Annotated in this window: 23 protein-coding genes, 1 tRNA gene and 1 pseudogene; 9 read left to right on the top strand and 16 right to left on the bottom strand. The window is 35.8% G+C overall.

All coding sequences use genetic code 11. The features are described 5' to 3' along the window. Positions 1 to 74: 74 nt before the first annotated feature. From FD16_RS01005 to recX, 6 genes and pseudogenes are all read right to left on the bottom strand, one after another. Entirely contained in the window at positions 75 to 1,037 is a 963-nt protein-coding gene (locus tag FD16_RS01005; protein ID WP_010621718.1) for a glycosyltransferase family 2 protein, read from the bottom strand. After that, on the bottom strand, positions 1,030 to 2,973 hold the full coding sequence (locus FD16_RS01010) for a DUF6020 family protein (protein ID WP_056938516.1): 1,944 nt from the start codon (positions 2,971 to 2,973) through the stop codon (positions 1,030 to 1,032). The genes FD16_RS01005 and FD16_RS01010 overlap by 8 nt, the downstream gene beginning before the upstream one ends. A gap of 554 nt (positions 2,974 to 3,527) precedes the next feature. Further along, positions 3,528 to 3,819, bottom strand: a pseudogene (locus FD16_RS13315) (sugar transferase); the annotation flags it as partial. A 249-nt stretch (positions 3,820 to 4,068) separates the two neighbouring features. After that, positions 4,069 to 5,001: a glycosyltransferase family 2 protein gene (locus FD16_RS01015; RefSeq protein WP_010621715.1), complete on the bottom strand. Its 933-nt coding sequence runs from the start codon at positions 4,999 to 5,001 to the stop codon at positions 4,069 to 4,071. A gap of 88 nt (positions 5,002 to 5,089) precedes the next feature. Continuing rightward, entirely contained in the window at positions 5,090 to 6,430 is a 1,341-nt protein-coding gene (locus FD16_RS01020; RefSeq protein WP_155804335.1) for a glycosyltransferase family protein, read from the bottom strand. Positions 6,431 to 6,832: 402 nt separating this feature from the next. Further along, positions 6,833 to 7,621 carry a recombination regulator RecX gene (gene recX / locus FD16_RS01025; protein WP_010621713.1) on the bottom strand — a complete coding sequence of 263 codons (789 nt, stop codon included), beginning with the start codon at positions 7,619 to 7,621 and terminating at the stop codon, positions 6,833 to 6,835. Between the two features lie 195 nt (positions 7,622 to 7,816). Between recX and FD16_RS01030 the strand changes: the two genes are divergently transcribed. Together FD16_RS01030 and FD16_RS01035 are read left to right on the top strand one after the other, a co-directional pair. Continuing rightward, positions 7,817 to 8,023 carry a DUF1659 domain-containing protein gene (locus FD16_RS01030; RefSeq protein ID WP_010621712.1) on the top strand — a complete coding sequence of 69 codons (207 nt, stop codon included), beginning with the start codon at positions 7,817 to 7,819 and terminating at the stop codon, positions 8,021 to 8,023. Positions 8,024 to 8,052: 29 nt separating this feature from the next. Beyond that, positions 8,053 to 8,286, top strand: coding sequence for a DUF2922 domain-containing protein (locus tag FD16_RS01035; protein WP_010621711.1), 234 nt, complete (start codon positions 8,053 to 8,055; stop codon positions 8,284 to 8,286). Positions 8,287 to 8,331: 45 nt separating this feature from the next. Here the strand turns inward: FD16_RS01035 and FD16_RS01040 are convergent, their stop codons facing one another. Both FD16_RS01040 and map read right to left on the bottom strand, forming a co-directional pair. After that, a complete protein-coding gene (locus FD16_RS01040) occupies positions 8,332 to 9,216 on the bottom strand; it encodes a YihY/virulence factor BrkB family protein (protein ID WP_010621710.1) in 885 nt (294 codons plus the stop codon). Between the two features lie 18 nt (positions 9,217 to 9,234). Beyond that, the gene (map, locus tag FD16_RS01045; protein WP_010621709.1) at positions 9,235 to 10,017 is read right to left on the bottom strand and encodes a type I methionyl aminopeptidase; all 783 of its coding nucleotides are present in this window, start codon (positions 10,015 to 10,017) and stop codon (positions 9,235 to 9,237) included. 153 nt (positions 10,018 to 10,170) lie between these two features. Between map and FD16_RS01050 the strand changes: the two genes are divergently transcribed. The 4 genes from FD16_RS01050 (at position 10,171) to FD16_RS01065 (ending at position 12,863) form a co-directional block, all read left to right on the top strand. Beyond that, positions 10,171 to 10,620 carry a flavodoxin gene (locus FD16_RS01050; RefSeq protein ID WP_010621708.1) on the top strand — a complete coding sequence of 150 codons (450 nt, stop codon included), beginning with the start codon at positions 10,171 to 10,173 and terminating at the stop codon, positions 10,618 to 10,620. Positions 10,621 to 10,631: 11 nt separating this feature from the next. Beyond that, positions 10,632 to 11,039 carry a GtrA family protein gene (locus tag FD16_RS01055; protein ID WP_029508330.1) on the top strand — a complete coding sequence of 136 codons (408 nt, stop codon included), beginning with the start codon at positions 10,632 to 10,634 and terminating at the stop codon, positions 11,037 to 11,039. A gap of 302 nt (positions 11,040 to 11,341) precedes the next feature. After that, entirely contained in the window at positions 11,342 to 11,716 is a 375-nt protein-coding gene (locus tag FD16_RS01060; RefSeq protein WP_010621706.1) for a helix-turn-helix transcriptional regulator, read from the top strand. A 145-nt stretch (positions 11,717 to 11,861) separates the two neighbouring features. Next, entirely contained in the window at positions 11,862 to 12,863 is a 1,002-nt protein-coding gene (locus tag FD16_RS01065; RefSeq protein WP_010621705.1) for a DNA/RNA non-specific endonuclease, read from the top strand. A 47-nt stretch (positions 12,864 to 12,910) separates the two neighbouring features. Here FD16_RS01065 and FD16_RS12700 read toward each other — a convergent pair whose 3' ends face one another. Further along, on the bottom strand, positions 12,911 to 13,072 hold the full coding sequence (locus FD16_RS12700) for a hypothetical protein (RefSeq protein WP_155804334.1): 162 nt from the start codon (positions 13,070 to 13,072) through the stop codon (positions 12,911 to 12,913). Positions 13,073 to 13,224: 152 nt separating this feature from the next. On the opposite strand from FD16_RS12700, the gene FD16_RS01070 reads away from it, so the two are divergent. Beyond that, complete coding sequence (locus FD16_RS01070) at positions 13,225 to 13,974, top strand: potassium channel family protein (protein WP_010621704.1); 750 nt, start codon at positions 13,225 to 13,227, stop codon at positions 13,972 to 13,974. Between the two features lie 173 nt (positions 13,975 to 14,147). On the opposite strand, the gene FD16_RS13120 is transcribed toward FD16_RS01070, so the two are convergent. Further along, complete coding sequence (locus FD16_RS13120) at positions 14,148 to 14,315, bottom strand: hypothetical protein (protein WP_010621703.1); 168 nt, start codon at positions 14,313 to 14,315, stop codon at positions 14,148 to 14,150. Further along, positions 14,312 to 16,150 carry a cation:proton antiporter gene (locus FD16_RS01075; RefSeq protein ID WP_010621702.1) on the bottom strand — a complete coding sequence of 613 codons (1,839 nt, stop codon included), beginning with the start codon at positions 16,148 to 16,150 and terminating at the stop codon, positions 14,312 to 14,314. The genes FD16_RS13120 and FD16_RS01075 overlap by 4 nt, the downstream gene beginning before the upstream one ends. A 297-nt stretch (positions 16,151 to 16,447) precedes the next feature. Between FD16_RS01075 and FD16_RS01080 the strand changes: the two genes are divergently transcribed. Beyond that, positions 16,448 to 17,029 (top strand): DUF4352 domain-containing protein, encoded by a 582-nt coding sequence (locus FD16_RS01080; protein ID WP_010621701.1) that lies wholly within the window; start codon positions 16,448 to 16,450, stop codon positions 17,027 to 17,029. Between the two features lie 97 nt (positions 17,030 to 17,126). Here the strand turns inward: FD16_RS01080 and FD16_RS01085 are convergent. The 3 genes from FD16_RS01085 to FD16_RS01095 all read right to left on the bottom strand — a co-directional run bounded on the left by FD16_RS01085 (position 17,127) and on the right by FD16_RS01095 (position 19,622). After that, a tRNA-Arg gene (locus tag FD16_RS01085) sits at positions 17,127 to 17,199 on the bottom strand. Positions 17,200 to 17,255: 56 nt separating this feature from the next. Then, complete coding sequence (locus FD16_RS01090) at positions 17,256 to 18,608, bottom strand: DEAD/DEAH box helicase (protein ID WP_010621700.1); 1,353 nt, start codon at positions 18,606 to 18,608, stop codon at positions 17,256 to 17,258. A 15-nt stretch (positions 18,609 to 18,623) separates the two neighbouring features. Beyond that, a complete protein-coding gene (locus tag FD16_RS01095; protein ID WP_010621699.1) occupies positions 18,624 to 19,622 on the bottom strand; it encodes a Gfo/Idh/MocA family protein in 999 nt (332 codons plus the stop codon). A gap of 174 nt (positions 19,623 to 19,796) precedes the next feature. On the opposite strand from FD16_RS01095, the gene FD16_RS01100 reads away from it, so the two are divergent. Continuing rightward, on the top strand, positions 19,797 to 20,174 hold the full coding sequence (locus tag FD16_RS01100; protein ID WP_010621698.1) for a DUF4828 domain-containing protein: 378 nt from the start codon (positions 19,797 to 19,799) through the stop codon (positions 20,172 to 20,174). Between the two features lie 91 nt (positions 20,175 to 20,265). On the opposite strand, the gene FD16_RS01105 is transcribed toward FD16_RS01100, so the two are convergent. Both FD16_RS01105 and FD16_RS01110 read right to left on the bottom strand, forming a co-directional pair. Then, on the bottom strand, positions 20,266 to 21,042 hold the full coding sequence (locus tag FD16_RS01105) for a GH25 family lysozyme (RefSeq protein ID WP_010621697.1): 777 nt from the start codon (positions 21,040 to 21,042) through the stop codon (positions 20,266 to 20,268). Positions 21,043 to 21,130: 88 nt separating this feature from the next. Then, complete coding sequence (locus FD16_RS01110; protein WP_010621696.1) at positions 21,131 to 21,973, bottom strand: MurR/RpiR family transcriptional regulator; 843 nt, start codon at positions 21,971 to 21,973, stop codon at positions 21,131 to 21,133. Between the last annotated feature and the right edge of the window lie 169 nt (positions 21,974 to 22,142).

Consider the following 22,142-nt stretch of genomic DNA (forward strand, 5'->3'; position numbering starts at 1 on the left):
ATTTTTCATAATAATTTTCACATAGAAACTTAAAAAACTTAACTTTTAAATAATCACTTCAGAAAATTAATTAACTACTTTTTGAATAATTTATCATATGAGTTTGAAACCACTTGTAATCTGAATTCAAATTCACGCTCTTCTTTTTTTAAAATCGCATCTAAAATTAAGCCACTAAAATATGATATAACTGATATCAACAGCAAAAAGCCACAAGAAATTAACGTTGGAATTTTTTCAACTAATCCTGTTTTCATGAACGGAAGCCATACATTTGGTATAAACAACGCAATAGAAATTACAATTCCGATAATTGACAAAAGTGAAAAAAATTGTAATGGTCTGTAATTCCTAAAAAGTGAAATAATTTTCTTTAAAACTTTTATACCATCACTATAGGTGTTCAACTTAGACGTACTACCCTCAGGTCTATCCTGATAGTCGATAACTTGATTTTCAATTAACATATTATTTTCAATTGCAACTATGCTCATTTCTGTTTCTATTTCAAAACCTTTTGAAAGTACAGCAAACGTTTTAACAAATCTATAACTAAATGCTCGATATCCCGTCATAACATCCTTAATATTGCTATGAAAAATACTATTAATGCAGAATCGTACAAGTGAATTACCAAAATTATGAAACAACCGCTTATTTTCAGAAAAATAGCTTGAGGATAGTCTATCACCAACAACCATATCTGTTCGTCTATATAAAACACTACGAATCATATTAGGTATTGATTTAGTTGAATAGGTATCATCTCCATCAATTAGCACATAACACTTTGCATTAATATCCTGAAACATTTGCCTTACGACATTCCCTTTTCCTTGTTGATAAACGTGGCCTACAATAGCACCAGCATTTAACGATTCTTCAACCGTATTGTCGGTAGAATTATTATCATATACAAAAACGGTCACTTGTTGATCTATATCACTTGTCGCATTTTTACAGTCCTTCACGACTTTTCCAATTGTCAGTCCTTCGTTGTAACACGGTATTAAAATTGCAACATCTGTATTACTCAATTATATGTTCTCCATTCTTTTTCTTAAAATCATTCAGTATAAACGTCACATAAACAGGTAGTACTGCTAATCCCATAATTGCATACCTTGAATATCCGTTTACAGAAGATAATGTTGGTACCGCAGCCAACAACAATAATGGAAAGATAGCAACCAAATTAGAATATCTGCGTTTTACAAGTACCAGTAAGACTAAAATCAGCGCCACCCAAACGGGAACTCCAGTATTAATCAAAATAAGTAAAGGTGGAAAGCTCAACACTGCTGCTACAAAATTCGTGACAGTATTTCTATATTTAAAACTAAATATATAGTGATACTGATGATACCATTTTGGCTGAATTAGTTTAGAAGAATTCACATAATTAAAACTTGTGAATAAGGAATCAGTCTTGCTTCTTGATACCAAGAATGGGTTTAAATATCCACTGTTGGCTTGTATATATAACGACAAATACTGAACAGGATGTTTTATACCTAGTTTTAGCCATAATTTTATAAACATTGACGTGTGTTCCCTAACGGTGCTATTACTTCTTAATAAAAGTCTGCCACTTTTAACATCTCTAATCTCACTATTTTTTCTCAAAAAAGTGTCAACTGGATACAGAGATTTTAAATTATCTCCAACATTTACACTGTAATTTCTTTTTATTTTTTTTACTGCCATAATATTATTTAGAGCATCAACATCTTGCTTATCAAAATATGATTTGTGCGTTATATACAAGTAAGCAACTTGTCGCATCGGAATGGTAAGTGCCTCTCCAGAGGACCCAGGTATCACATTACTAGCTGGCAAAATTATTTTTTGCCACGAAACGTACGAACAAAAGATCATCAAAAAAACTGCACTAACTGCCACAACCTTTTTTCTAAATCTAAATGCTGTATACACCAACAAAACTAATAAACTTACAAGCACAACATAGCCACCATCATTTCTGAACATCATCATAAAAAAGGCCGAGCAAAGCAAATTTATAATTGATAAAATATCAAGCTTGTTTTTTTGTGGTAATGAAACAAAAATTTTGACATAACTTAGACTGTACCAAGCACAGAATGCAAAGAAAAGTGAACTTTTATCAATTGTTTGAGAATACAAAGCAAAAATTGGACTAGAAAATAGTACCAACGTTACTATGCCAACAATTTTTCCAGCGAAAGAAAAAGCATACTTTACTACTTTACTATATATTAATGCTGTCACAATCACCTGGATGAATACGATACTAAAAACTCCAAAATTCGTACCACCTATTTTTTTACCTGCACTGAAAATGTAGCCAAATATTAGTGTTACAAACCATGGGTGATGATTTGTTTTAGGATACGTAAAATTCAATTCTGCAACGTGAAGTTTAAAAAACTCTGAAAATTGTCTAAAAGCGTCAAAAGAAATCGTTCCAGGCATAAACCATACTATTTGCAAGCACCAAACAACAATTATGAATATAAATATCTTCAAAGTAGATATTTTTATATCCTGTATATTAAAATAAATTCTAAGATAATTGTAAAGAATTTTTAACACATTACTGAAAACTATGCCAAAACCAATAAAATAAATTAAAGACAACATAATATTTATTTTACCATCTGTTAAATACTTGGTTCCTTGAATAAATACAGAACTTTCAATTGAAGTAAATGCATTCACAGTTGTAAGTATCAAAGATAGAATATATCCAAAAAGAATGAATAACCACGAATTTATTTGGTTCGTTAATTTGTTATTGCAGTAAATGATAATTCCAACTAATAATATAGAAACTAATACCATTCCTTCATTTGGATTAATTCTACCTTCAATCGCATTTACGCCACTAACATACTTTGGTGGAAAGGTTATCATAAATGCCATCAGAACAAATATCCACCCAATACACCTCATCATTAATCTAAAATGCATATTATTAAGCGATTTAGTCATAAATCAAACTCCTAACGATTCACAAATTTTTATAAAAATAACGACATAATATAAAACTGTGCAATTAAAATTCCGTAAGTTAAGCTTAAACAAAATTATGTATTCAATATAGCAAAAACGTTGTCCCAAAAATATCACACTAGTTCTTTATACTCAATAAAACGCAGCTACTATTGTATCAGACATAACTGATATTATTAATTGTCTTAATTTAAAAATATGTAAATAGATAAAAAATAAGATCAAGTAGCTCAAAAATTACATATTTTTTTCACAGCTTTTGTGACGATACAAATACCCACTGATAATACCAAAATAGACTGATAAAAATACAAATATAAAGTTATATAGTACGCCACCAAAAAGACATCCATAATGTTGCCAAAAACCTCAAACAAAATAGCCCTACACTTAATCACATAAACACATCATATTAGTTTAACAACCAAATTCAAAAACTTCCTACAAATGTGCATAGCAATTCTATTTCTTTAATAATATAAATCGGTCTATTTTTCCAATATATTTTCCGATACTAACGGTGTCCTAGGCTAAACAAGACCCATTGATCCAGCTACTACATTTACCAGTTGCGGCAATTCATCTAAGCTATACTTACGAATAATTCTACCAATTTTAGTTATTCTGTGATCACTTTTAATTTTAAACATAGCGCCAGTAATTTCTTTCTATTCTCTAAGTCTTTAAGTAGCTCATCAGCATTAGAAACTATTGATCTGAATTTGAACATTCCAAACTTTCTGACACCTTTTCCAACTCTTGTTTGAGAGTAGAATACGAGCCCTGGGGATCCTCAACTTTTATCAGTATAGCTAGCACCAAAAAAAAGAGGACTTATATAGTATTAAGACAAAACTACAACAATAATATCAATTAACTGCTTAACGAATATATGCATGTTGTTTTTTTAATTTTAGTTCATCAATTTCTAACGTTACGGTCCCATTACAAAAATCGGTTTTAATCCACTTACAAATAAAGCACCAACACATTATACATTTTTATACTAACCTTAGAAACAAATACAACAAATCTTTAAAATTAACACTAAAAATCCTGATTTTTTCAAAACAACTATTTCTTTTCGCGAACTACATATATAGGACGGTCCTTACTCTGTAAATATATTTTGCCAATGTATTTACCGACAATTCCTAAGCACAAAAGCTCCAGTCCACCGATCATTAAAATAATGCAAACCAGTGACGCCCAACCTGAGACACTACTATTTGGAACTACAATAGCTCTGACAACAATAAAAACTAGAAAACAAATGGAAAATAGAAATGATAAAAAGCCCGTCCAAGAAGCTATAGAAAGCGGAAATTCAGAAAAATCTGTTATGCCATCTATTGAATACTTCAATAATTTCCAGAAAGACCAGCTAGTATTTCCTGCAACTCTTTCAACATTTTTATACTCAATATACTTTGTCTTAAAACCAACCCAGCTGAATATTCCCTTAGAAAACCGATTATATTCTTTAAGCGAAATTATTGAGTCAACCATTTGCCTGGTCATCATTCTGTAGTCCCTAGCACCATTCACAATATTCGTGCTAGAAATTCGGTTAATTAATTTATAAAACATATTGGCAAAAAATGAACGAATAACTGGCTCACCATTTCTACTAGTTCTTCTTGTACCAACACAATCATAATCTTCGTTCTTAATTGTATTTAACATAGTGGGCAACAATTCTGGTGGATCTTGTAAGTCAACATCCATTACCACTACAAAGTCACCAGTGGATGAATTCAACCCAGCTAAAAGTGCAGCTTCTTTACCGAAATTTCTAGAAAACGAAATATAGTGCACTTTATTTTCATTTTCGCTGTGTAATTTTTTTAATTCGTCTAATGTTCCATCACTTGACCCATCATCAATAAACCAGTAGTCTCGGTCAATCTTATTCATTTGATTAAATACTTTTTCAACTGTGGGATAAAAGATCGGAACAGTCTCTTGTTCGTTGAAGCAGGGTACTATGACTGATATTTTTTCCACTATTTATCAATCCTTTCGTTATACATTTTCTCTACATAACCTTTTTTTTAATTATATGAGAAATTTAAAAAAAATAAAAAAAGCACTGTCAATTACGATGCATGACTTTTATTGACAAAACTACTTTAGTAAAGATTAATATCCACAAAAGTATAGGAATCGCAATTAAAACATAAAAAAATCTACTAGGAATATATTTCACGACAATAGAATTTACCCCTCTTTTGCCATTAATTATCGGTGTGTCTCGATAACTTGTGCGAGATGAAACGGCTTTTCCATTGTCAAAAACAATAGTATTACTGTACTTCAAAACAGGAATATCGATTTTTGAATCATGTTTTAGCCTAACTGCGTACATAATTCCATTAGACATAGGAGAAGGAGTGATTTTCTTACGCCGGTTTCCATCAATAATTACAATGTGTTTTTGTATGCTTTTAGCATATTTGAACGCCTTGTTAGGATAATAGTCAGTTTCTCCATTTTTAACACTGTAACCAAATTGATAATTATAATTACTATTATTTAACTGCACACTTATAGGAATTTGTTTAAGGCCAACTGTATTCTTTTTTAAATAGCTTTTCTGTACAACACTATTTTCCTTCACTTGATTCTGTACAGCCCCAAAATAACTAATAAAGCATACAATCATCACTAATAAAGCCAAGCACTTTGTAAAATAAGATGTCAACCAATATTCAGCAGTCATTATCTTAGATCCTATAATCGCCAAAAATAGACAAGCATATGACAAATATCTCCACGGAAGTTGAATAACCCCAAAAACTGAATTACTAATTAACATCCATGGAAAAATGGATGTCGAAAAAATGCATGCAAAAATTGCCGATATATACATAATTTTATCAACAAAATTAAATTTATTAAATAAAATCCAACCTGTTAATAAAATAATTAGCAATACTATTCCAATACTCATACCTGAGGAACTATTTGCTAAAGATTGCTGCACAAAGTCTGATGCACTTTCAAGAATTAGGACCCCAGAACGAGGGCCCTCTATGTTATGTCCAATATAATCTGTCAAAAAAGGAAATATTATTCCTAAGCTTAAACCAAACGTTAAAAAAATAGCTTTTAACAGGTTTTTAAAAATTTTAAAGGTAATCTTTTTTCTAAATAACTGTATTAAAACGAAAATCGTCAAGAACTGTACTGTAATAAATACGCTTAAAATATGACTGTATACAATTAATGACATGCCAATTGAAAGCATAATCCAATCATGGTTTTTAGTATAAAAAATTTTATAAATTCCAAAAAATGCCAATGGCAAAAAAGTTGACGCAATAAATTCACCTAAAACATACCCTGTAACACCTAAATATATTCTTCGTGCTGACAGGGTATACAAAAGTGCAAATATAATCGCACGCCTATCACTTTTTGAAGTATCTTTCATACACAAATAAGCTATAATTAAAGTCAAAAAATTGAAACACGTGTACCAAACATAATATGATGAAATTGGACTAAACACGAATCTTAAAAATGCCCAAGGATACAAAAATATTGTTGGATAAAATAGAAATGACGCAACTCCAGTCGAATTGAATGTTGAACTTGCAATAAACGTGAATATATTATGTCTTTTTAAATTCAAAAATATTTCTTGTACTCTTGAAGCATGAAATGACCAATCACTAAAAGCAGTCATTCTATGTACATGCCACAATGGGTATGTTAATGCAATCGATAACAATAAAAAAAATACCAAAATGAGTATTTTCCTTAATACATTATTTTTTAGATATTTTTTTTGAAAATACTCCATATAAATTATTTCTCCCACATAAAATATGCCTTATCTACCATCCATCCACTTCTGAATCTCATCAAAAGAAAATCCCTTACCAACCAAACTCCTCTTAGTCCGCATAACCCGTTCACGATCATCATACCGCCGATTACGCTCCCAAATCTTACGAGCTTGTTCATTTAGGTTATTCCACTGTTCTTCAGGATCTTCTTCAACTTCAAGTGAATCTAAAACCTGAGTAATCATATCACTATCAAAGCCCTTAGTCATCATTGACTGACGAACTTTCTGCTTACGTAACCGTGATGGTGTTTTGTGATAATGCTTCAATTGCTTTTCTGCTAGCTTCGTTGCATTTTCCAACATTCTATCTGACTCATAGTTCACTAGGGCGTTATCAATTATATTTTCGCCAATTTTTTTCAAACGTAACTGTTGGCGGATAACACTTGGACCTTTGTCAGAAGTCAACATGACCGTCCTTACATAACTATCAGCATAGTTTTGATCATCAATAAAATGATTCTCACGCAACATCCCCATCACCACCGGAATCTTATCCGTCGGAATTTCCAGATCTTTGAGTTTCTGCACAACTTCGCTTTCAGCTCGTAACTGGTGAGATATGTAATCAAGTGCGCGACTATAAGCTTTCGCCACATCGTCAGCATCTATTAATTGACGTTCCAGCTGATCATCAACTTCCATCCCCCTAACCAGACGGAATCGAATCAACACGTTCTCAGCCACACCAAACGCATACTGATTATCTAAGTAAATATTGTAACGACCTTGACGTTTCTGAGCTTCAATTTTAGTGATTTTTTTGGTCATAACCACCGTTTCCTTTACAAATACTGATTTTAATTATATCTTATCTACCTTGTAAAAGCACTGCGACATCAAGTCTTAGTCAAATTAATTTAAAAGATTTCAAATTTGTGCTTAACTTTTGCAATCTCATTTCGTTTATATATGTGTAAGCAGCGGCCGCGACTTACCAAAAATAAACTAAGGGAGTTATTACTAATGATTAAAACTTTTTCAGACGCTAAGTTGCAATTGATGATGGTCGGTGAAGGTCACCAGAAAGGCATAGCACGAACATTCAGTCATTTGGCACAAGATGCTAAGGAAGAAAACATTCAACAACTCGGTGAATTACTGCAAAGCATTTCCGCAGATACTTTCGACTGCACAATTGTCACAACATCATACCAACTCGATACTAAGTAATCGGTCAACAATAGAAAGGGAGTATATTTATGAAGGCATTATCACTATCATTTAAAGGAAGTTTAGGTAAAACTCATTCTCTCAAGCTTAATTACGCTAACAATAACCTGGACGCGGATACCGTTAAGGCGGCCATGAATCAGATGGCAACACTTAACTTATTTAGCAAGGATGGCGAGAACTTGTACGCTAAGCCCGTATCGGCTAAATATGTTGAAACTACTGAAACGCCATTATTCACTGCACCAAAAGAAACAGTCTAACTAAATTTGCCCGTCCGCCTCAAATTTGGGGTAGACGGGCATTTTTTAATGATGCATTCGCTTAAGCATCTCAGTAATTGGATGACGTTTTTCTTCAATCGTTCCAAACAGTGTCTGCAACGTTGCATTAAGTGTTGCCCCGATCATAATAATCATGCCTGATAAATCCAACCACAACATCATAACAATGAAAATCCCAATCGTTTTGTATGACATGACTGTCCGAGCAAACAAATGCGTATACAACGAAAAGACTTGCGAAAGCAACATCCATAAGATGGTCGAAAGCAGTGACCCCCAAATTACATAACGAAGTCTAACCTTGGCGTTAGGTACAAAGTAATATAGCAAACATAGCAGAATGAAAATACCACCGAACGTTACCGGCCATTTTACTGATGACACAAGATGAATCAGGCTCATATCAATAGAATAATAATGGCGAAGCTCACGTAAAATCATTTCACCAATACTAAAGAAAATGATCAAGACAGCCATAATCATGATAACGACAACCATCCAGACAAATGAAACCATCCTATTCACAATTGCATTTTGATCTTCGCCAACACCATATGCATGATTAACACTTCGTTGAAATGCTGCCACGGCTTGACTAGTAGACCATAATGTCACCAACGCACCAATTGACAATAATCCGCCGCTCCCATTTTTTAAGAAATCTAAGATCAAGGGCCGAATAAATGAGTAAATCGATGCTGGCATCGCCGTTTGTAAGTAGCTCAGCACGGTACTGGCGTTTAATCCCACCAAAGGCAAAATATTCCCCACCACGATAACCGCTGGAAAAATTGACAGCAGTGAGTAGTAAGCAAGCACGGTCGCGGAAGTAGATACTTGAGCCATGCCATAATGTCTAAAAAAGGTCTTAAAAAATAATGTGACCTTATTAAAGGCTGCTTGACGCATAGTTATTTCCTCACTTGTCTATAGGTACTTAGCATCAAATTCAGGATCCTGTGAAGTCAAAATTTTTGGTCCATCTTTGGTGATCGCTAATGTATGTTCATACTGACAGCTAAGTCCACCATCTGCAGTTCTTGCCAACCATCCACTTGGATCACTAGTATCAGCTTTCCAAGTACCTGTATTGATCATTGGTTCAACAGTAATCGTCATACCTTCTTTTAATCTCAAGCCATGGCCCGCTTCACCATAATGTGGTACTTGGGGATCTTCGTGCATTGTAGGCCCAATGCCATGACCAATGAACTCACGGACATCTCCGTAACCATTCTGATTTTCAGTATAGTCTTGGATTGCAGCTCCAATATCACCAATTCGATTACCGATCACACATTGATCGATTCCTAAGTACAGCGATTTTTTCGTAACATCCATCAACTTTTTGACTTCATCACTAGGTGTGCCAACGGCATAACTCCAGCATGAATCACTAAAACCACCATCAAGATCGACAACCGTGTCGACTTTGACCAAGTCTCCATCACGTAACATTACATTTTTGCGTGGAAATCCATGACAAATTTCATCATTAATGCTGACACACGTTGCATATTTATAACCCTCAAACCCGATTTGTGCGGCCACTGCACCGTGACTTTCAATGTAGTGTCTGCCAAATTCTTCGATCTCCCAGCTTGAAATACCTGGCTTAATAATATCGCGCAGACCAATATGCATACCGGCTAAGATTGCACCGGACTTGCGCATTGCTTCAATTTCGCGTGGTGACTTGAGACTAATCATATAGTTAAACTTCCTTTTTGTGTTATATGTGACATTATACACTTATCCGAATAATTGTTTAACCGATTAAGTAGCACCATTTCTTTTTTCAAAAGTGAATATCTGCTATACTATATTGCATTGAAGTATTACATAAGAAAGAAGGAATTAATTATGGCTAGTGCACTCGTCGTATACGCAACCATTACTGGTAATAACGAAGACGTTGCAGATATTATAACTGAAGCGTTCGAAGACCTCGGCGTTGATGTTGATGAAACTGAAATTACCCAAGCCGACGCTGAAGAATTTGAAGACGCAGATATTTGTGTTGTTTGCCCATATACCTACGATGAAGGTGAATTACCAGAAGAAGGAATGGACTTTTACGATGACCTTCAGGAACTCGACTTATCTGGCAAAGTCTATGGTGTTGCTGGATCAGGTGATACATTCTACCTCGATGATTACTGTGTTGCGGTTGATAAGTTTGCTGAAGCATTTGATAAAGCTAAAGCGACTCGTGGAACAGAACCTGTAAAAATCAATCTTGAACCAGAAGATGAAGATATCAAGACTCTGAACGCATTTGCAAAAGACCTTCTTGATAAAGCAAATGGTTAAATCGGAGGAAGATCTTGTTCGCATTATTTAAAAAGTATCAATCAATGATCGCCTACATCTTTTTTGGCGGTGTCACAACCGTCGTTAATATTGGTGTATTTGCTGGCTTGGACGCAATTCACTGGAACTACCAGTTAGCTAATGTCGTTGCTTGGTTTTTATCAGTACTGGTCGCATACTTGACTAATAAAGTATGGGTTTTCTCATCACACTATACGACCTTCAAAGCTTTCATTGTTGAATTCACTAAGTTTTACATTTTCCGTGCGCTGACTTTAATTATCGATGTCATTATTATGTATGTCGGTGTTTCGCTACTTCACTGGAATGCAATTTTGGTGAAAGTCATTGATAATGTGATAGTCATTATCGTAAATTACGTATTTTCAAAGTGGTATATTTTTAAAAAAGTTAAGTAACCATGACACGATCATTGTGATCGTGTTTTTTTATTGAAATCATAAAAATATGCTCAGAATAATTATTAATAATAAATTATAGAAATAATAAACAGCTTTACGATTATGCTTATTTATTGTAACCGGCAACAATGCCTAACATATAGGCACAAGTGGTGCACGTACTAACGTAAAAGTTGCCGATTTACCTTTGAAAACTTATGAAAAATTACTAAATAATTAAATTATCCAAGCAATAATTAAAACTTGATTAGCATTTGGCATATTTCTTGATTTTTAAGATCCAAAATTGGATGATTAGTATGTTATCAAAAGTTAAGAAAGAGGTTGAAACAGTGACACAACACGAAAAGAAACCAGTGCTTTCTTTAAAGATTGCCGCTCTCAGGAACGAACGTAACCTAACACAAAAGGAACTTGCAGAAGCCTTACACTTCTCTAAACAAGAAATTAGCAACTGGGAGACTGGTCTTAAAAAGCCTCGTATCGGTGCTATGTACCGACTAGCTGACTACTTCAATGTAACAATTTCAGAGCTCCTTGATGAACGACTTGACGCTGACCAAATTGAACGGACAGCTCGAATTCTGGCATCACATTTGCCAAGTGATTTATCTGATGAAGAGTTAGCTCAGATTACTGATTATATTGACTCATTCAAACACGAAAAAGCTTAATTTAAACGGCGTTGCAACTTAGTTGTGGCGCTTTTTTTGTATCACAAAAAATTTACGCTATCATCATTTATTTATATCTCTTCCTAATATACGGTGTTAATATTAAATTACATGATTTAAATTAATCTATTGGGAGAGATCGTTAATGAAGACAAATCACCACCATCAGGTTTTGCAATCAATTTTGGTGTCATTTATTACCATGATTATGGCCGTTGTAATAGGTGCACCAACCACGCAACCTGAGCAGCCAACTAGTTCAATACCTCAGGTTCAGGCCAGCACCAAGCATCATAAGAAAGTCAATACTACCACTGCTAAGACAAACAAGAAGTTAGCAAAGAAAAAATATCAAGGTTTACAAACCATTGACGTAAACAATGGTAACCCCACGTTCACCAAATCAGAACTATCAACGGCCAAAGGAGCGTGGCAGAGTTATGGTAATTTAGATTCATATAACCGCCCAACTGTAGCAAATGCAATGTTGAGTAAATCACTAATGCCCACTGCGAAACGCGAACCTCTTGATGTTGATCCAACTGGGTGGCACAATAAAAAATTAGCAAGTGGGTATTTATATAACCGTTCACACTTAATTGGTTACCAACTGACGGGACAAAATAATAATCCCAAAAATCTCATCACTGGTACTAGGTCACTTAACTCGCCTGAAATGCTGCACTACGAGGATGACTTAGCCTACTATTTAAAAACTAATCCCAATGGTTACATTCGCTACCAAGTAACGCCGATTTTTCGTGGCGACGAATTACTAGCTCGGGGTGTCCATATGCAGGCCCAGTCAATTGGTAGTAATGCTATCCATTTCAACGTCTATATCTTTAACGTTGAGGATGGTGTCAAACTTGACTATGACGATGGCACCAGCGTTGTCAGCACAAGTGAACAGTCAACAAATTCTAGTAGTACTTCGTATTCCTCACACACAACAACCGGCACAGATGCTACCAACAATGGGGACATGAATACTGGCGATGTGCAAGGCAAAATTGTGGGAAATGTTAATAGTAAAATTTATCACGTGCCTGGCCAAGCTGGATACAGAATGAATTCGTCCAATGCCGTCTACTTCAACACAGAAGCTCAAGCGCAAGCAGCAGGCTACCGTAAAGCACTAAGATAAAAAAATTCCAGCCACACATCATGACTGGATTGGTTGTTGTTATTAAATTAAGCTTTTGGTGTCGCAAAGCCGTTAACCAGCTCAGCATAGTTGTTCGCGTCATCGAATGTTTGAAATTCATAGGCTTCATCACTACCATCGACTAAACAGTAGTTACCCTTCTTATTTGGTTTGCCAATCCATTTATGACCAACCTTTACGATATACATTCCATTAGCACCTCTTTATAGTTATAAATTATCTTACGATACGCCCATTATAATGCGTAAACACGTCTTGTAAAGTGCTTTGATTAAATCTTAATTATTAATTGATAAATATCAAATTATTAAAAATTGCTAACTAAAAGTAGGAAATTATTATGAAAAATGCCAAGCAGTACCTATTAATCTATGATATTGTCATGATTCTTCTCGCCGTGATATCAGTAGCACTCGTTGTTGCCGACCTTGCCAACGATATTGATATCAGTGCTCCTCCATATTTTTTCATAGACAACACCATTTTAGTTATTTTTATTATTGATTACGTTGTGCGGTTTGTACACGCTAAACATAAAAAGGACTTCTTCTGGCATAATATCTTTGATCTCCTATCAATCATCCCCGTCACTCCTGCCATGTATCTGTTTCGTTCCACCAGATTACTACGTATTCTCAGAATCTTACGCATTTTACGACTGACGAGAATGGTCGGATTGCTTGGGAGAATTAGTAGTAACATTCAGCGCTTAATTAAAACAAATGGTCTGATCTACCTCATCTACGTTTGTGGGGCAATCTTATTTATTTCGGCGGGTATTTATTCTTGGGCAGAGAAAGTTGATTACTGGCGTGCCCTATGGTGGGCAGTCGTTACAACTACCACCGTTGGGTATGGTGACATTTCACCAACAACTGCACTAGGTAAAATTGCGGCAGTCTTGCTGATGTTTGTCGGTATCGGTTTTATTGGTGCTCTGACAAGTGCGCTCACCTCATTTTTTGAAAATAAGGAAGATAGAAGTAAACATGTTATTAAAGCAATGCGAAAGGAAAACCGTGAATTAAAAAAGGAACTTGATGAGATTAAACGAACTGTGGACGAGATTAATCGTCATTTGAATGGATGACTGAAAGGCTGAGGATTTTTTCCTTGGCCCTTTTTCAATTTAGATAGCTGAAATGAGTTCCACAAGCACTGAGACTTAACGTGAAAGAGGCTAGCACGGATTAATCGCAAAAAACGCGATCACTCCGTGCTAGCCTCTTTCACACCAGTCTCAACCCGTGCTTGTTACACTCTCTATTTTTTTACAAATCCATCCCCATTATTCAAATAGGCCATCTCATCATAAATAATCTGTTGTTGCATCTGTCCAGCATCTTCTAAACCGATCTTGTCCTCAGCAATCGCTTGTTGTAGAAATTCAAATTCAGCGTGAAAGGCTTGTAGAAATAACTGGTAAATCATTTTGGGCCGTGGTTCCGTAAACTCATGCGACGATGCCGTTCTTGATAAAATCTGAAGACCCGATGAATACCAGTAATATCATCATTAGAATGTTGAAATTCTCTTAGTTTAGCCATCACCGTTTTAAAGCCAACGGTTTCAATGTCTTTTATATTCCAACCTTTCTTTGCAAACTGATCCTTCCAATAAAGCTGTTCACTTATCAGTGGCGAGTACAGTAAAGCATCTTGTAGAATCTGCAAATCCTTATACATTCTACCCGTATGAGTCATAAATTTAATTCTTAACCATAGTCGCTTAAGAAAATTACTATGCATCGTATCATGGGATAGCTCAATAAACGTCGTGTAATAATGATACTGTGTCTCATTGATTTTCTGATCTTCATACATTTGCTTTACTAATTGTCTTTCAGTCTTATATGCCAATTCAAAAATTCGTTTAACTTGTCTTGTATTGCGTTGTTCATTTTGATGTAGCTGCTGCGACAAAGCATTAGTAACTATATCGGCCTCAGCCGCATACTCTTTATTTTTTTGTACAGTTCGTAATGCCGTTCCAATCATTTCTTTGTTGAAATGAGCAATGGCATCGCTTGTATCTTCTTGGCCGCCATTACTGGTCATCTTAGGAACTACTATTGAAGCAACCGCTAAACTAATAACAATGACAACTGACGCAACATAAATAAGCGCGTTCCGATCAATGCCACCTGGTAGAGCATGAAAATTAGGTATTAAGAATGCTAATGATAGTGAAATTGTCCCACTAGCGCCACTAACTGCCATTAACCAACTATCTTGCCAGCGGTGATCACTTGCAACGTGCATCCAAACAAAATACCTGGTCCAGATTAACCTAAGCACAAATTTAAATACATATAACGTAATACCAATTAACGTCAGCGTCAGTAATAAACTTACATTAGTCTCTAAAATTCTTGATAAAATCGTTGGCAACGAAATCCCCAGCAGAATAAAAATAAATCCATCCAAAGTTTCTGTTACCACGTTCCAGATATTATTACGCACTAGCTGAACTTCACTTGAAATCAACTTGAGATTATCGGTTTCCATCCCCTGCACCAGACCAGCTGCAACAACCGCTAAAATACCAGACACATGTAGCACTTCAGACAGTAGGTAAACAACAAACGGTACAATGAGTTCCAGCGCAATCATTACAAACGGAATATCATCTTTGAGCGAAATCATAAATAAGCGAATACGGTGAAAGAACAGACCAACGATCGTTCCTAATAGCAGTCCACCGAAAAACTCTGTGACAAATATACCAGATGCGTGAGCTAGAGAAATCGAACCAGTTGCAAATGCAGCTAGTGACAGATCGAAAGCAACGAAACCAGAAGCATCGTTGAACAATGACTCATTCTTTAAAATAACATTGGGAATTCTGAACTTCTCATTTGGTTGAGAAAAAGCACTAACAGCCGAGGCATCAGTTGGTGTCACGATCGCACATAATGCAAAGGCAAGTGCCAACGGCAATATTGAAAACAGCATATGCAACGATGTCCCAATTACAACTACCGTCACAATCACTAACACAATTGCTAATGAAGCAATGTTAATTGCACCCCGACCAATCCAGTACCTTGAAGCATTTTGAGCCTCAACATACAAAAGCGGCGTCACAACAAAAAACAGGAATAGATCCGAATCAAAAATGTAGTGATAATACAATGGCAAAAATGAGAGTACAATTCCCGTTGCAATGAACCAGAATGGTAAAGGCAGCCACGATAAATGCCGATAAATAATTACATCAACGACCAATGCAATTAGGATAATTAAAAGAAAAAAAGTTGCCTCCAAAATTACTCCCCCATCTCTATATTAGATATCTTAATGATCATTATACTAGAGGTTTGATAATAAGAAACGTGATCGTTCTTGAATTCGTGATTTGAATCATATTTGAAAAATCATTGAATGATTAACATAAATTAACTATAACTCGGGTTAATTAGTTACATCTAACTTAATCATTTGAAATAATAATTATTTATTGCTAATGCCATTAGCATACGATAAAATTATACATGTATAAACGTGTTGTGAACCGCAACGTGAATACTAGCACGAAAAATTTTATTAGGAGGAGTTATTTTTATGTCAAAAAGAATTAAGGGTGAGGACGGAAATACTTACGTTCAGAAAAAACCATTTTATAAAAGAGTATGGTTTTGGATACTAATTGTTTTAGTACTAATTTTTGCAATTAGCGGAATCAATGGAGGAGATACCACATCATCAAGTAGTTCAAAGAGTTCTTCTTCTAGCTCTTCAAAGAAGACTAATCCTTTAAGCAAAGTATATAATGTCGGTCAAACAGCTTCATACAAGGGATACGAAGTTAAGGTAAATAGTGTTAATTTCTCCCAAGGTGATGATATTGATACCCCTGACTCTGGAAAACAATATGTCATTGCAAATGTGACCATAACGAACAAGACAGATGATTCTCAGGACTACAATCAATACGATTTTCAGTTAAACGCCGATGGTAATAATACAGATTTTGATGAAATTACCTCAAGCACAGATAATCTGCTAAGTTCCGGTTCTCTAGACAAGAATGCATCTGTAACAGGTAACTTAGTTGGTCAGGCAAGTAAAAATTCAACAAAGCTACAATTACAATATAAAACTTCTTTCTGGAACGATAAAACTGTCAAGTTTAACTTAAAATAAACAAATCATCCACATTGAATTTATCCATTACATTTGAATGCATGTTTAAAAGGCTGTTTTCCACAAAGAAAACAGCCTTTTGCATACAATATTATTATGGTCCCATCCGGAATCGAACCGGAATTGTCCGCTTAGGAGGCGGGAGTACTATCCAGTTATACTATAGGACCAAGACAACCAATATTTTCTCATTATTTAGAGTTCATGTAAAGGTTATCCAATAAATTTAGGCATTTGATTGATCAGTAGTATTTTGCTGTTCAGCCTGTTTTTGTCGCTTATGTCTCATGCCTTTGTCTTTTTGACGTCGGTTCTTCTTTTTATGGTGTTTAGCACCCTGGTTATTGAATTGATCGTTTTCATCAAACATGCGATTGACATGTTTGTCAACATTGATCTTATCGCTATTATGCTGAACCTTACGCATTTTGCGATTAACCTTAGTTTGAACCGATTCTGTTCGTTCGCCCTCTGTTGGCCGATGATCTAACAATTTATTACGATAGAAATAAATTGGTTCAAGTTTGTAATCCGTGCCTGCTAATATCTTCTTTAAATCACGTAAATCGTGGTCATCCCCAAAGTTAATGACCATCCCTGGCTCACCTTGACGACCAGTTCTGCCAACGCGATGCACGTAAGTCAATTCATTATTGGGCAGGTCATAATTAATCACGGTTGGAAGCTTATCAATGTCCAATCCTCTGGCAACAACGTCGGTAGTCAACAACAATTTAATTTGTCGATTACGGAACATTCTCAGCGATTTTTCACGTTCAGTTTGGCGCTCATTACTTCCTAAAACGGCCACTGAAACATGTTCATGACGTAAATTAGACGCCACATAATTTAACGTTTTAATTTGATTGAAAAATACCAAAGCACGAAAATCCTTCATGTGACTTAACTTTCGTAACATATCAGGTTGATGCTTTCGTGAAACTTCCAAATTAGTATGGCGAACAATTCCTTGAGAATGATCCTCTCCACGAACATCAAATTCAACGATCTCACGGCCAAACATATAGCTAAGATCGTCAAGGACTGGGGTCCTAGTAGCAGAAAAGAATCCCAATTGTGCTGTCATTGGTGTTGCTCGTTCAATATCTTCAATCACGGCTAATGTTTCGTCTTGAAGCATATCATCTGCCTCATCAACAATCATCGTCTGTAACTCGCCGATCTTTAAATGGTTGGTTTCAAGGAGGTGCAACACTCGTCCCGGCGTTCCAATCACAACCTCGGGATGTTTTTTTAATTTATCAATTTGGCGGTGAATGTTTGCGCCACCCGTAAGAGCAAGTACTTTAACATTCAGTAGTTTAGCCCAATCACGCATTACATTAGCTGTTTGGACTGCTAGTTCCTGTGAGGGTGACAATACGAGAACTTGAACGCCCTGCTCAGGCATAATTTTTGGCAATACCGGTAGCGTAAATGCAATGGTTTTACCAGAACCTGTTGGGGCAATCCCCAAAACAGATTTTCCCTGAGTCATCGCATCATGAACCGCTGATTGGATCACAGTAGGCTGTTTAAAGCCGAGTTCGTCAAAATGTTTCTGAAATACATCGATCACATTGCGGCCCTCTTTCTATTGTTCGTTAGGAAACTTAATTCCTGCAGATTCACGTAATGAATACGTCAGTGAATTTACCAGGCGACTAAGTTTAAACCATGTTTCATAGCTTTTTAAGTTATTTAAATCGTTGGGTTGTTCCAATACTTTTGTAAATTCGTCTACTTCAGGACTCATTGAATTGTCAGGAACAACTGCGTCCAACTTATGAGCCTTCTGATTTTCATCAAAGTAAGTTGCTTCGGTCATGTCAGCTATGTTATCCATTACCAAAGTATCTTTCAATCCATATATTTCAGATGGCATATGTGAGTTAGCAATCTTACCAAAGTTAAGTGTTACCTCAAAATCGGGATACTTTAAAACTGCACCCCCTTTACCATCAGCACCTGTGTCAATCATGGTTGGAAAGTAAACAACCGTATCCGGTTCACCAAACAATGCGGCTGCGGCATAAATTGGATAAACACCAAGGTCTTGAAGTGCACCACCAGCAAATTCTGGTGAGAATACATTAGGAGTTTCACCAGCAAGCACTTGATCATAACGGGATGAATACTTCATAAAGGTAAAGGTAGCCCCTTGCACAGTATTCATTTCATTGAGCTGATCTTTAACCGCCGCAAATAATGGTGTGTGAACATGTCTTGCTGCTTCAATTAATCTAACTGTTGGGTGGGCTTGCAAAAGCGCTTCGATTTGTGAGAATTCATCTGGATTCGTAAATGCTGGTTTTTCAATGATCACATGCTTATCGTTTTCAATCGCTAATCGTACTTGTTGGTAATGTAATACGTTCGGGGAAGCAATATAAACAACATCAAAACTTCCATCATTGAAGAAATTATCTAAATCATCGAAAAATTCAGTTGCATGCTTTGGCTCTCCGTAATCGCGAGCTCGTTGTAAATTTCGCGAATACACACTTGTGAGTTGCCAATGACCGTTTTTAACGGTCGCATCTATAAATTGGTCCGTGATCCAATGAGTTCCTATAATTCCAAGTTTTAACATAGCAAATCCTCCCGTTTTTAAATGTATCGATTTAATGACAAAAAATGATCAATTAATTGGTATGTTTTACACAACTGTAAAACATATTACACAATAAATATTGTATAATGAGCTTGTTCGAAAGTCGAAGATTGTGTATAGCAATCAAATTATGACGCAAAGGAGTTTGGTAAGATGAAAAAGCGTGGCATGTTTTTATTCGGTGCAGGATTGGCGGCTGGACTTACCAGTACGCTCGGTTTAGGCCGAACTAAGAAAAAACATGCTACCTCTTTACCAATCTTCTATGCGGGCACATGGCAGTATTATGATGTAGAAAGATCACGCACACATCAGCTTGAAATATCGTCAGAACTGAAATTATCAATTGATAAGCATGAGATTTCAGCAAATGTGGAATTGATCGATGAACATCAGCTAACATATATTGATAAGTTTGGATATCACATTACAATTCAGGCCAATGAACAGAGACCAGTCAAATTAATTGATGAAGCCGATGATCAGACCTATGTGATTACGTCTCCAACAGATAATATGGATACACAATGACCAGTTTTTCTCGTATTGAGAAAACTGGTTTTTTTGTTTGAAAGACTTTATGACTTCACAAAGTCGTGTGAGCCAATATGTGTGCCACAATCTAATTGACTTCTTCTTTCCATTCTTTCTTACTTCCGTTAAACACAGAGACCGTCAAATCTGTTTTTTTACCACCAATTTTGACCTTTTCATCCCCTGTATATTGGATAAATTTGACCATCGAATTTTGATGTTTCAATTTGTTCAAACTTGTCCACAACTTTGTGTAATGAACATACGGACTAACCATCTGTTTTTGAATGGTAGGTGATGTCCAAACGATACAACCCTGACCGTATCTTGCATCCAACAAGTTAATCAGCTTAGCTAACTTTTTACCTTGTTTCTCCGCATTAGGCGGATTATCAGCATAATTACCATAGTACGTGATTTGTATCGCAATGGGTAAACTTCCCGACTGCTGACCAATCTGACCAACCATGTACTTATACTGCTGCTCGGCACTGCTAGTAAAACTAAATTCCTCGTATACACCCACTTGCATGGTTGTTCCAGCTGCTCGCTCGTAATTCTGGATAAAATCATCGTCCAAATAACTAGCGCCGGACGTTGACTTTAGATATACAAATTTTATTCCAGAACTTTGCAGTTGATGAAAATCAACATACCCGTCATCTTGATCAACACTGACCCCACGAACAGGAAAATCCTTCAACGGTGACGGTCTAGTCTCATGCCACCAAACCCCACCACCAACCAGTAGTATCACCACCAAAATTGGTAGCCATTTTTTCCAATTAAAACGATGTTTGTGCTTGGCATGCTTATTCAGGCGACTAGGTAGAACATCTTCGGTTGATGGATCATTGTTACTCATTCAGCTTCACATCTCCCGCCAAAATTCCTACTTATATTTTACCAAAGAATACCTATAAGTTACATTCCAACCAACAACAAAATTATAATCATTTGCGTGTGGAATCAATCACTTGGCGTACATCTTTAATCACCTTGGTTGTTTTTTCAGAATTATCCGTTGCTGTGGCCAAAAATAAACTGTCCACAATCGTTAACTGAGCCATCAATGACGACAAACTTTCAGCATGTTTGTTGACCTGTTCGCCGACAGAAATCAGCGTCACATCCGCAGTTTGAGCCAAATCACTATCGGGAGCACTAGTAATAGCGATCACAGGCACATGTCTGGCTCTCAGCTGAGTCGCAATTTCTACAGTTTGGCGATTTTCGCCGGAGTGTGACACAACAATTGCACATTGGTCACTTGTCATCTTAACGGCCTGCATTAACTGGATATCAAAATCTGGATAGTATTCACAATCAATGCTGGTTCTCAAAAATTTGTGATAACCGTTTAGCGCCACAATAGAAGAGCCACCTAATCCAAAGAAGGCAATTTTTTTAGTATGCTTTAAAATGTTCACCGCTTGGACAAGCCGTTTTTCGCTCAACATTTGTTTCGTTGATTTCAGTGCGTTAATTGCACCATTAAAAGTTTTTTCGACAATTTCAACGGTTGAATCTTTTTGGCCGATCTCTGCCATTAAATCATTTTCTTTTTCGTCGGTCGTTGCCAAATTAAAAAGAAAATCTCGATAGTTTGAGTACCCAATGCGTTTGACAAAACGTGATATTGAAGCTGTTGATGTGTGACAGTTGTTCGATAACTCCGATATCGTACAACGTTGAATCGTGGATAAATTATCTAGCATGTAGTCCGCAATCCTTTGTTCACCATGACTAAAGCTTGGGTAATATGCGCGAATTCTGACAACTCCATTATTTTTCACTATTCCATCTCCTGTTTTTTGCTGTAAAATATTTGGTGTAAACATTTTACAACAAATTGCTTGATTTGTGAAAACGGTTTTCATATAATGTAGTCTGATACTTTACTCTCAAGTAGTATAACAATGATTCTGAAAGTATTTTTATTTCTTAAGCAAACTTAATAAAGGA

It is taken from the genome of Paucilactobacillus suebicus DSM 5007 = KCTC 3549, from assembly GCF_001434475.1.
In the GTDB taxonomy this organism is placed as follows: Bacteria; Bacillota; Bacilli; order Lactobacillales; family Lactobacillaceae; genus Paucilactobacillus; species Paucilactobacillus suebicus.

Excerpts from the sequence above, each read along its gene's own strand:
- map (WP_010621709.1), bottom strand. The coding sequence starts at position 10,017 with ATGATTAGTCTCAAGTCACCACGCGAAATTGAAGCAATGCGCAAGTCC.
- FD16_RS01035 (WP_010621711.1), top strand. The coding sequence starts at position 8,053 with ATGAAGGCATTATCACTATCATTTAAAGGAAGTTTAGGTAAAACTCAT.
- FD16_RS01080 (WP_010621701.1), top strand. The coding sequence starts at position 16,448 with ATGTCAAAAAGAATTAAGGGTGAGGACGGAAATACTTACGTTCAGAAA.
- FD16_RS01065 (WP_010621705.1), top strand. The coding sequence starts at position 11,862 with ATGAAGACAAATCACCACCATCAGGTTTTGCAATCAATTTTGGTGTCA.
- FD16_RS01095 (WP_010621699.1), bottom strand. The coding sequence starts at position 19,622 with ATGTTAAAACTTGGAATTATAGGAACTCATTGGATCACGGACCAATTT.
- FD16_RS01040 (WP_010621710.1), bottom strand. The coding sequence starts at position 9,216 with ATGCGTCAAGCAGCCTTTAATAAGGTCACATTATTTTTTAAGACCTTT.
- FD16_RS01030 (WP_010621712.1), top strand. The coding sequence starts at position 7,817 with ATGATTAAAACTTTTTCAGACGCTAAGTTGCAATTGATGATGGTCGGT.
- FD16_RS13120 (WP_010621703.1), bottom strand. The coding sequence starts at position 14,315 with ATGATTTACCAGTTATTTCTACAAGCCTTTCACGCTGAATTTGAATTT.
- FD16_RS01010 (WP_056938516.1), bottom strand. The coding sequence starts at position 2,973 with ATGACTAAATCGCTTAATAATATGCATTTTAGATTAATGATGAGGTGT.
- FD16_RS12700 (WP_155804334.1), bottom strand. The coding sequence starts at position 13,072 with ATGTATATCGTAAAGGTTGGTCATAAATGGATTGGCAAACCAAATAAG.
- FD16_RS01105 (WP_010621697.1), bottom strand. The coding sequence starts at position 21,042 with ATGAGTAACAATGATCCATCAACCGAAGATGTTCTACCTAGTCGCCTG.
- FD16_RS01070 (WP_010621704.1), top strand. The coding sequence starts at position 13,225 with ATGAAAAATGCCAAGCAGTACCTATTAATCTATGATATTGTCATGATT.
- FD16_RS01050 (WP_010621708.1), top strand. The coding sequence starts at position 10,171 with ATGGCTAGTGCACTCGTCGTATACGCAACCATTACTGGTAATAACGAA.
- FD16_RS01100 (WP_010621698.1), top strand. The coding sequence starts at position 19,797 with ATGAAAAAGCGTGGCATGTTTTTATTCGGTGCAGGATTGGCGGCTGGA.
- recX (WP_010621713.1), bottom strand. The coding sequence starts at position 7,621 with ATGACCAAAAAAATCACTAAAATTGAAGCTCAGAAACGTCAAGGTCGT.
- FD16_RS01060 (WP_010621706.1), top strand. The coding sequence starts at position 11,342 with ATGTTATCAAAAGTTAAGAAAGAGGTTGAAACAGTGACACAACACGAA.
- FD16_RS01020 (WP_155804335.1), bottom strand. The coding sequence starts at position 6,430 with ATGAAAGATACTTCAAAAAGTGATAGGCGTGCGATTATATTTGCACTT.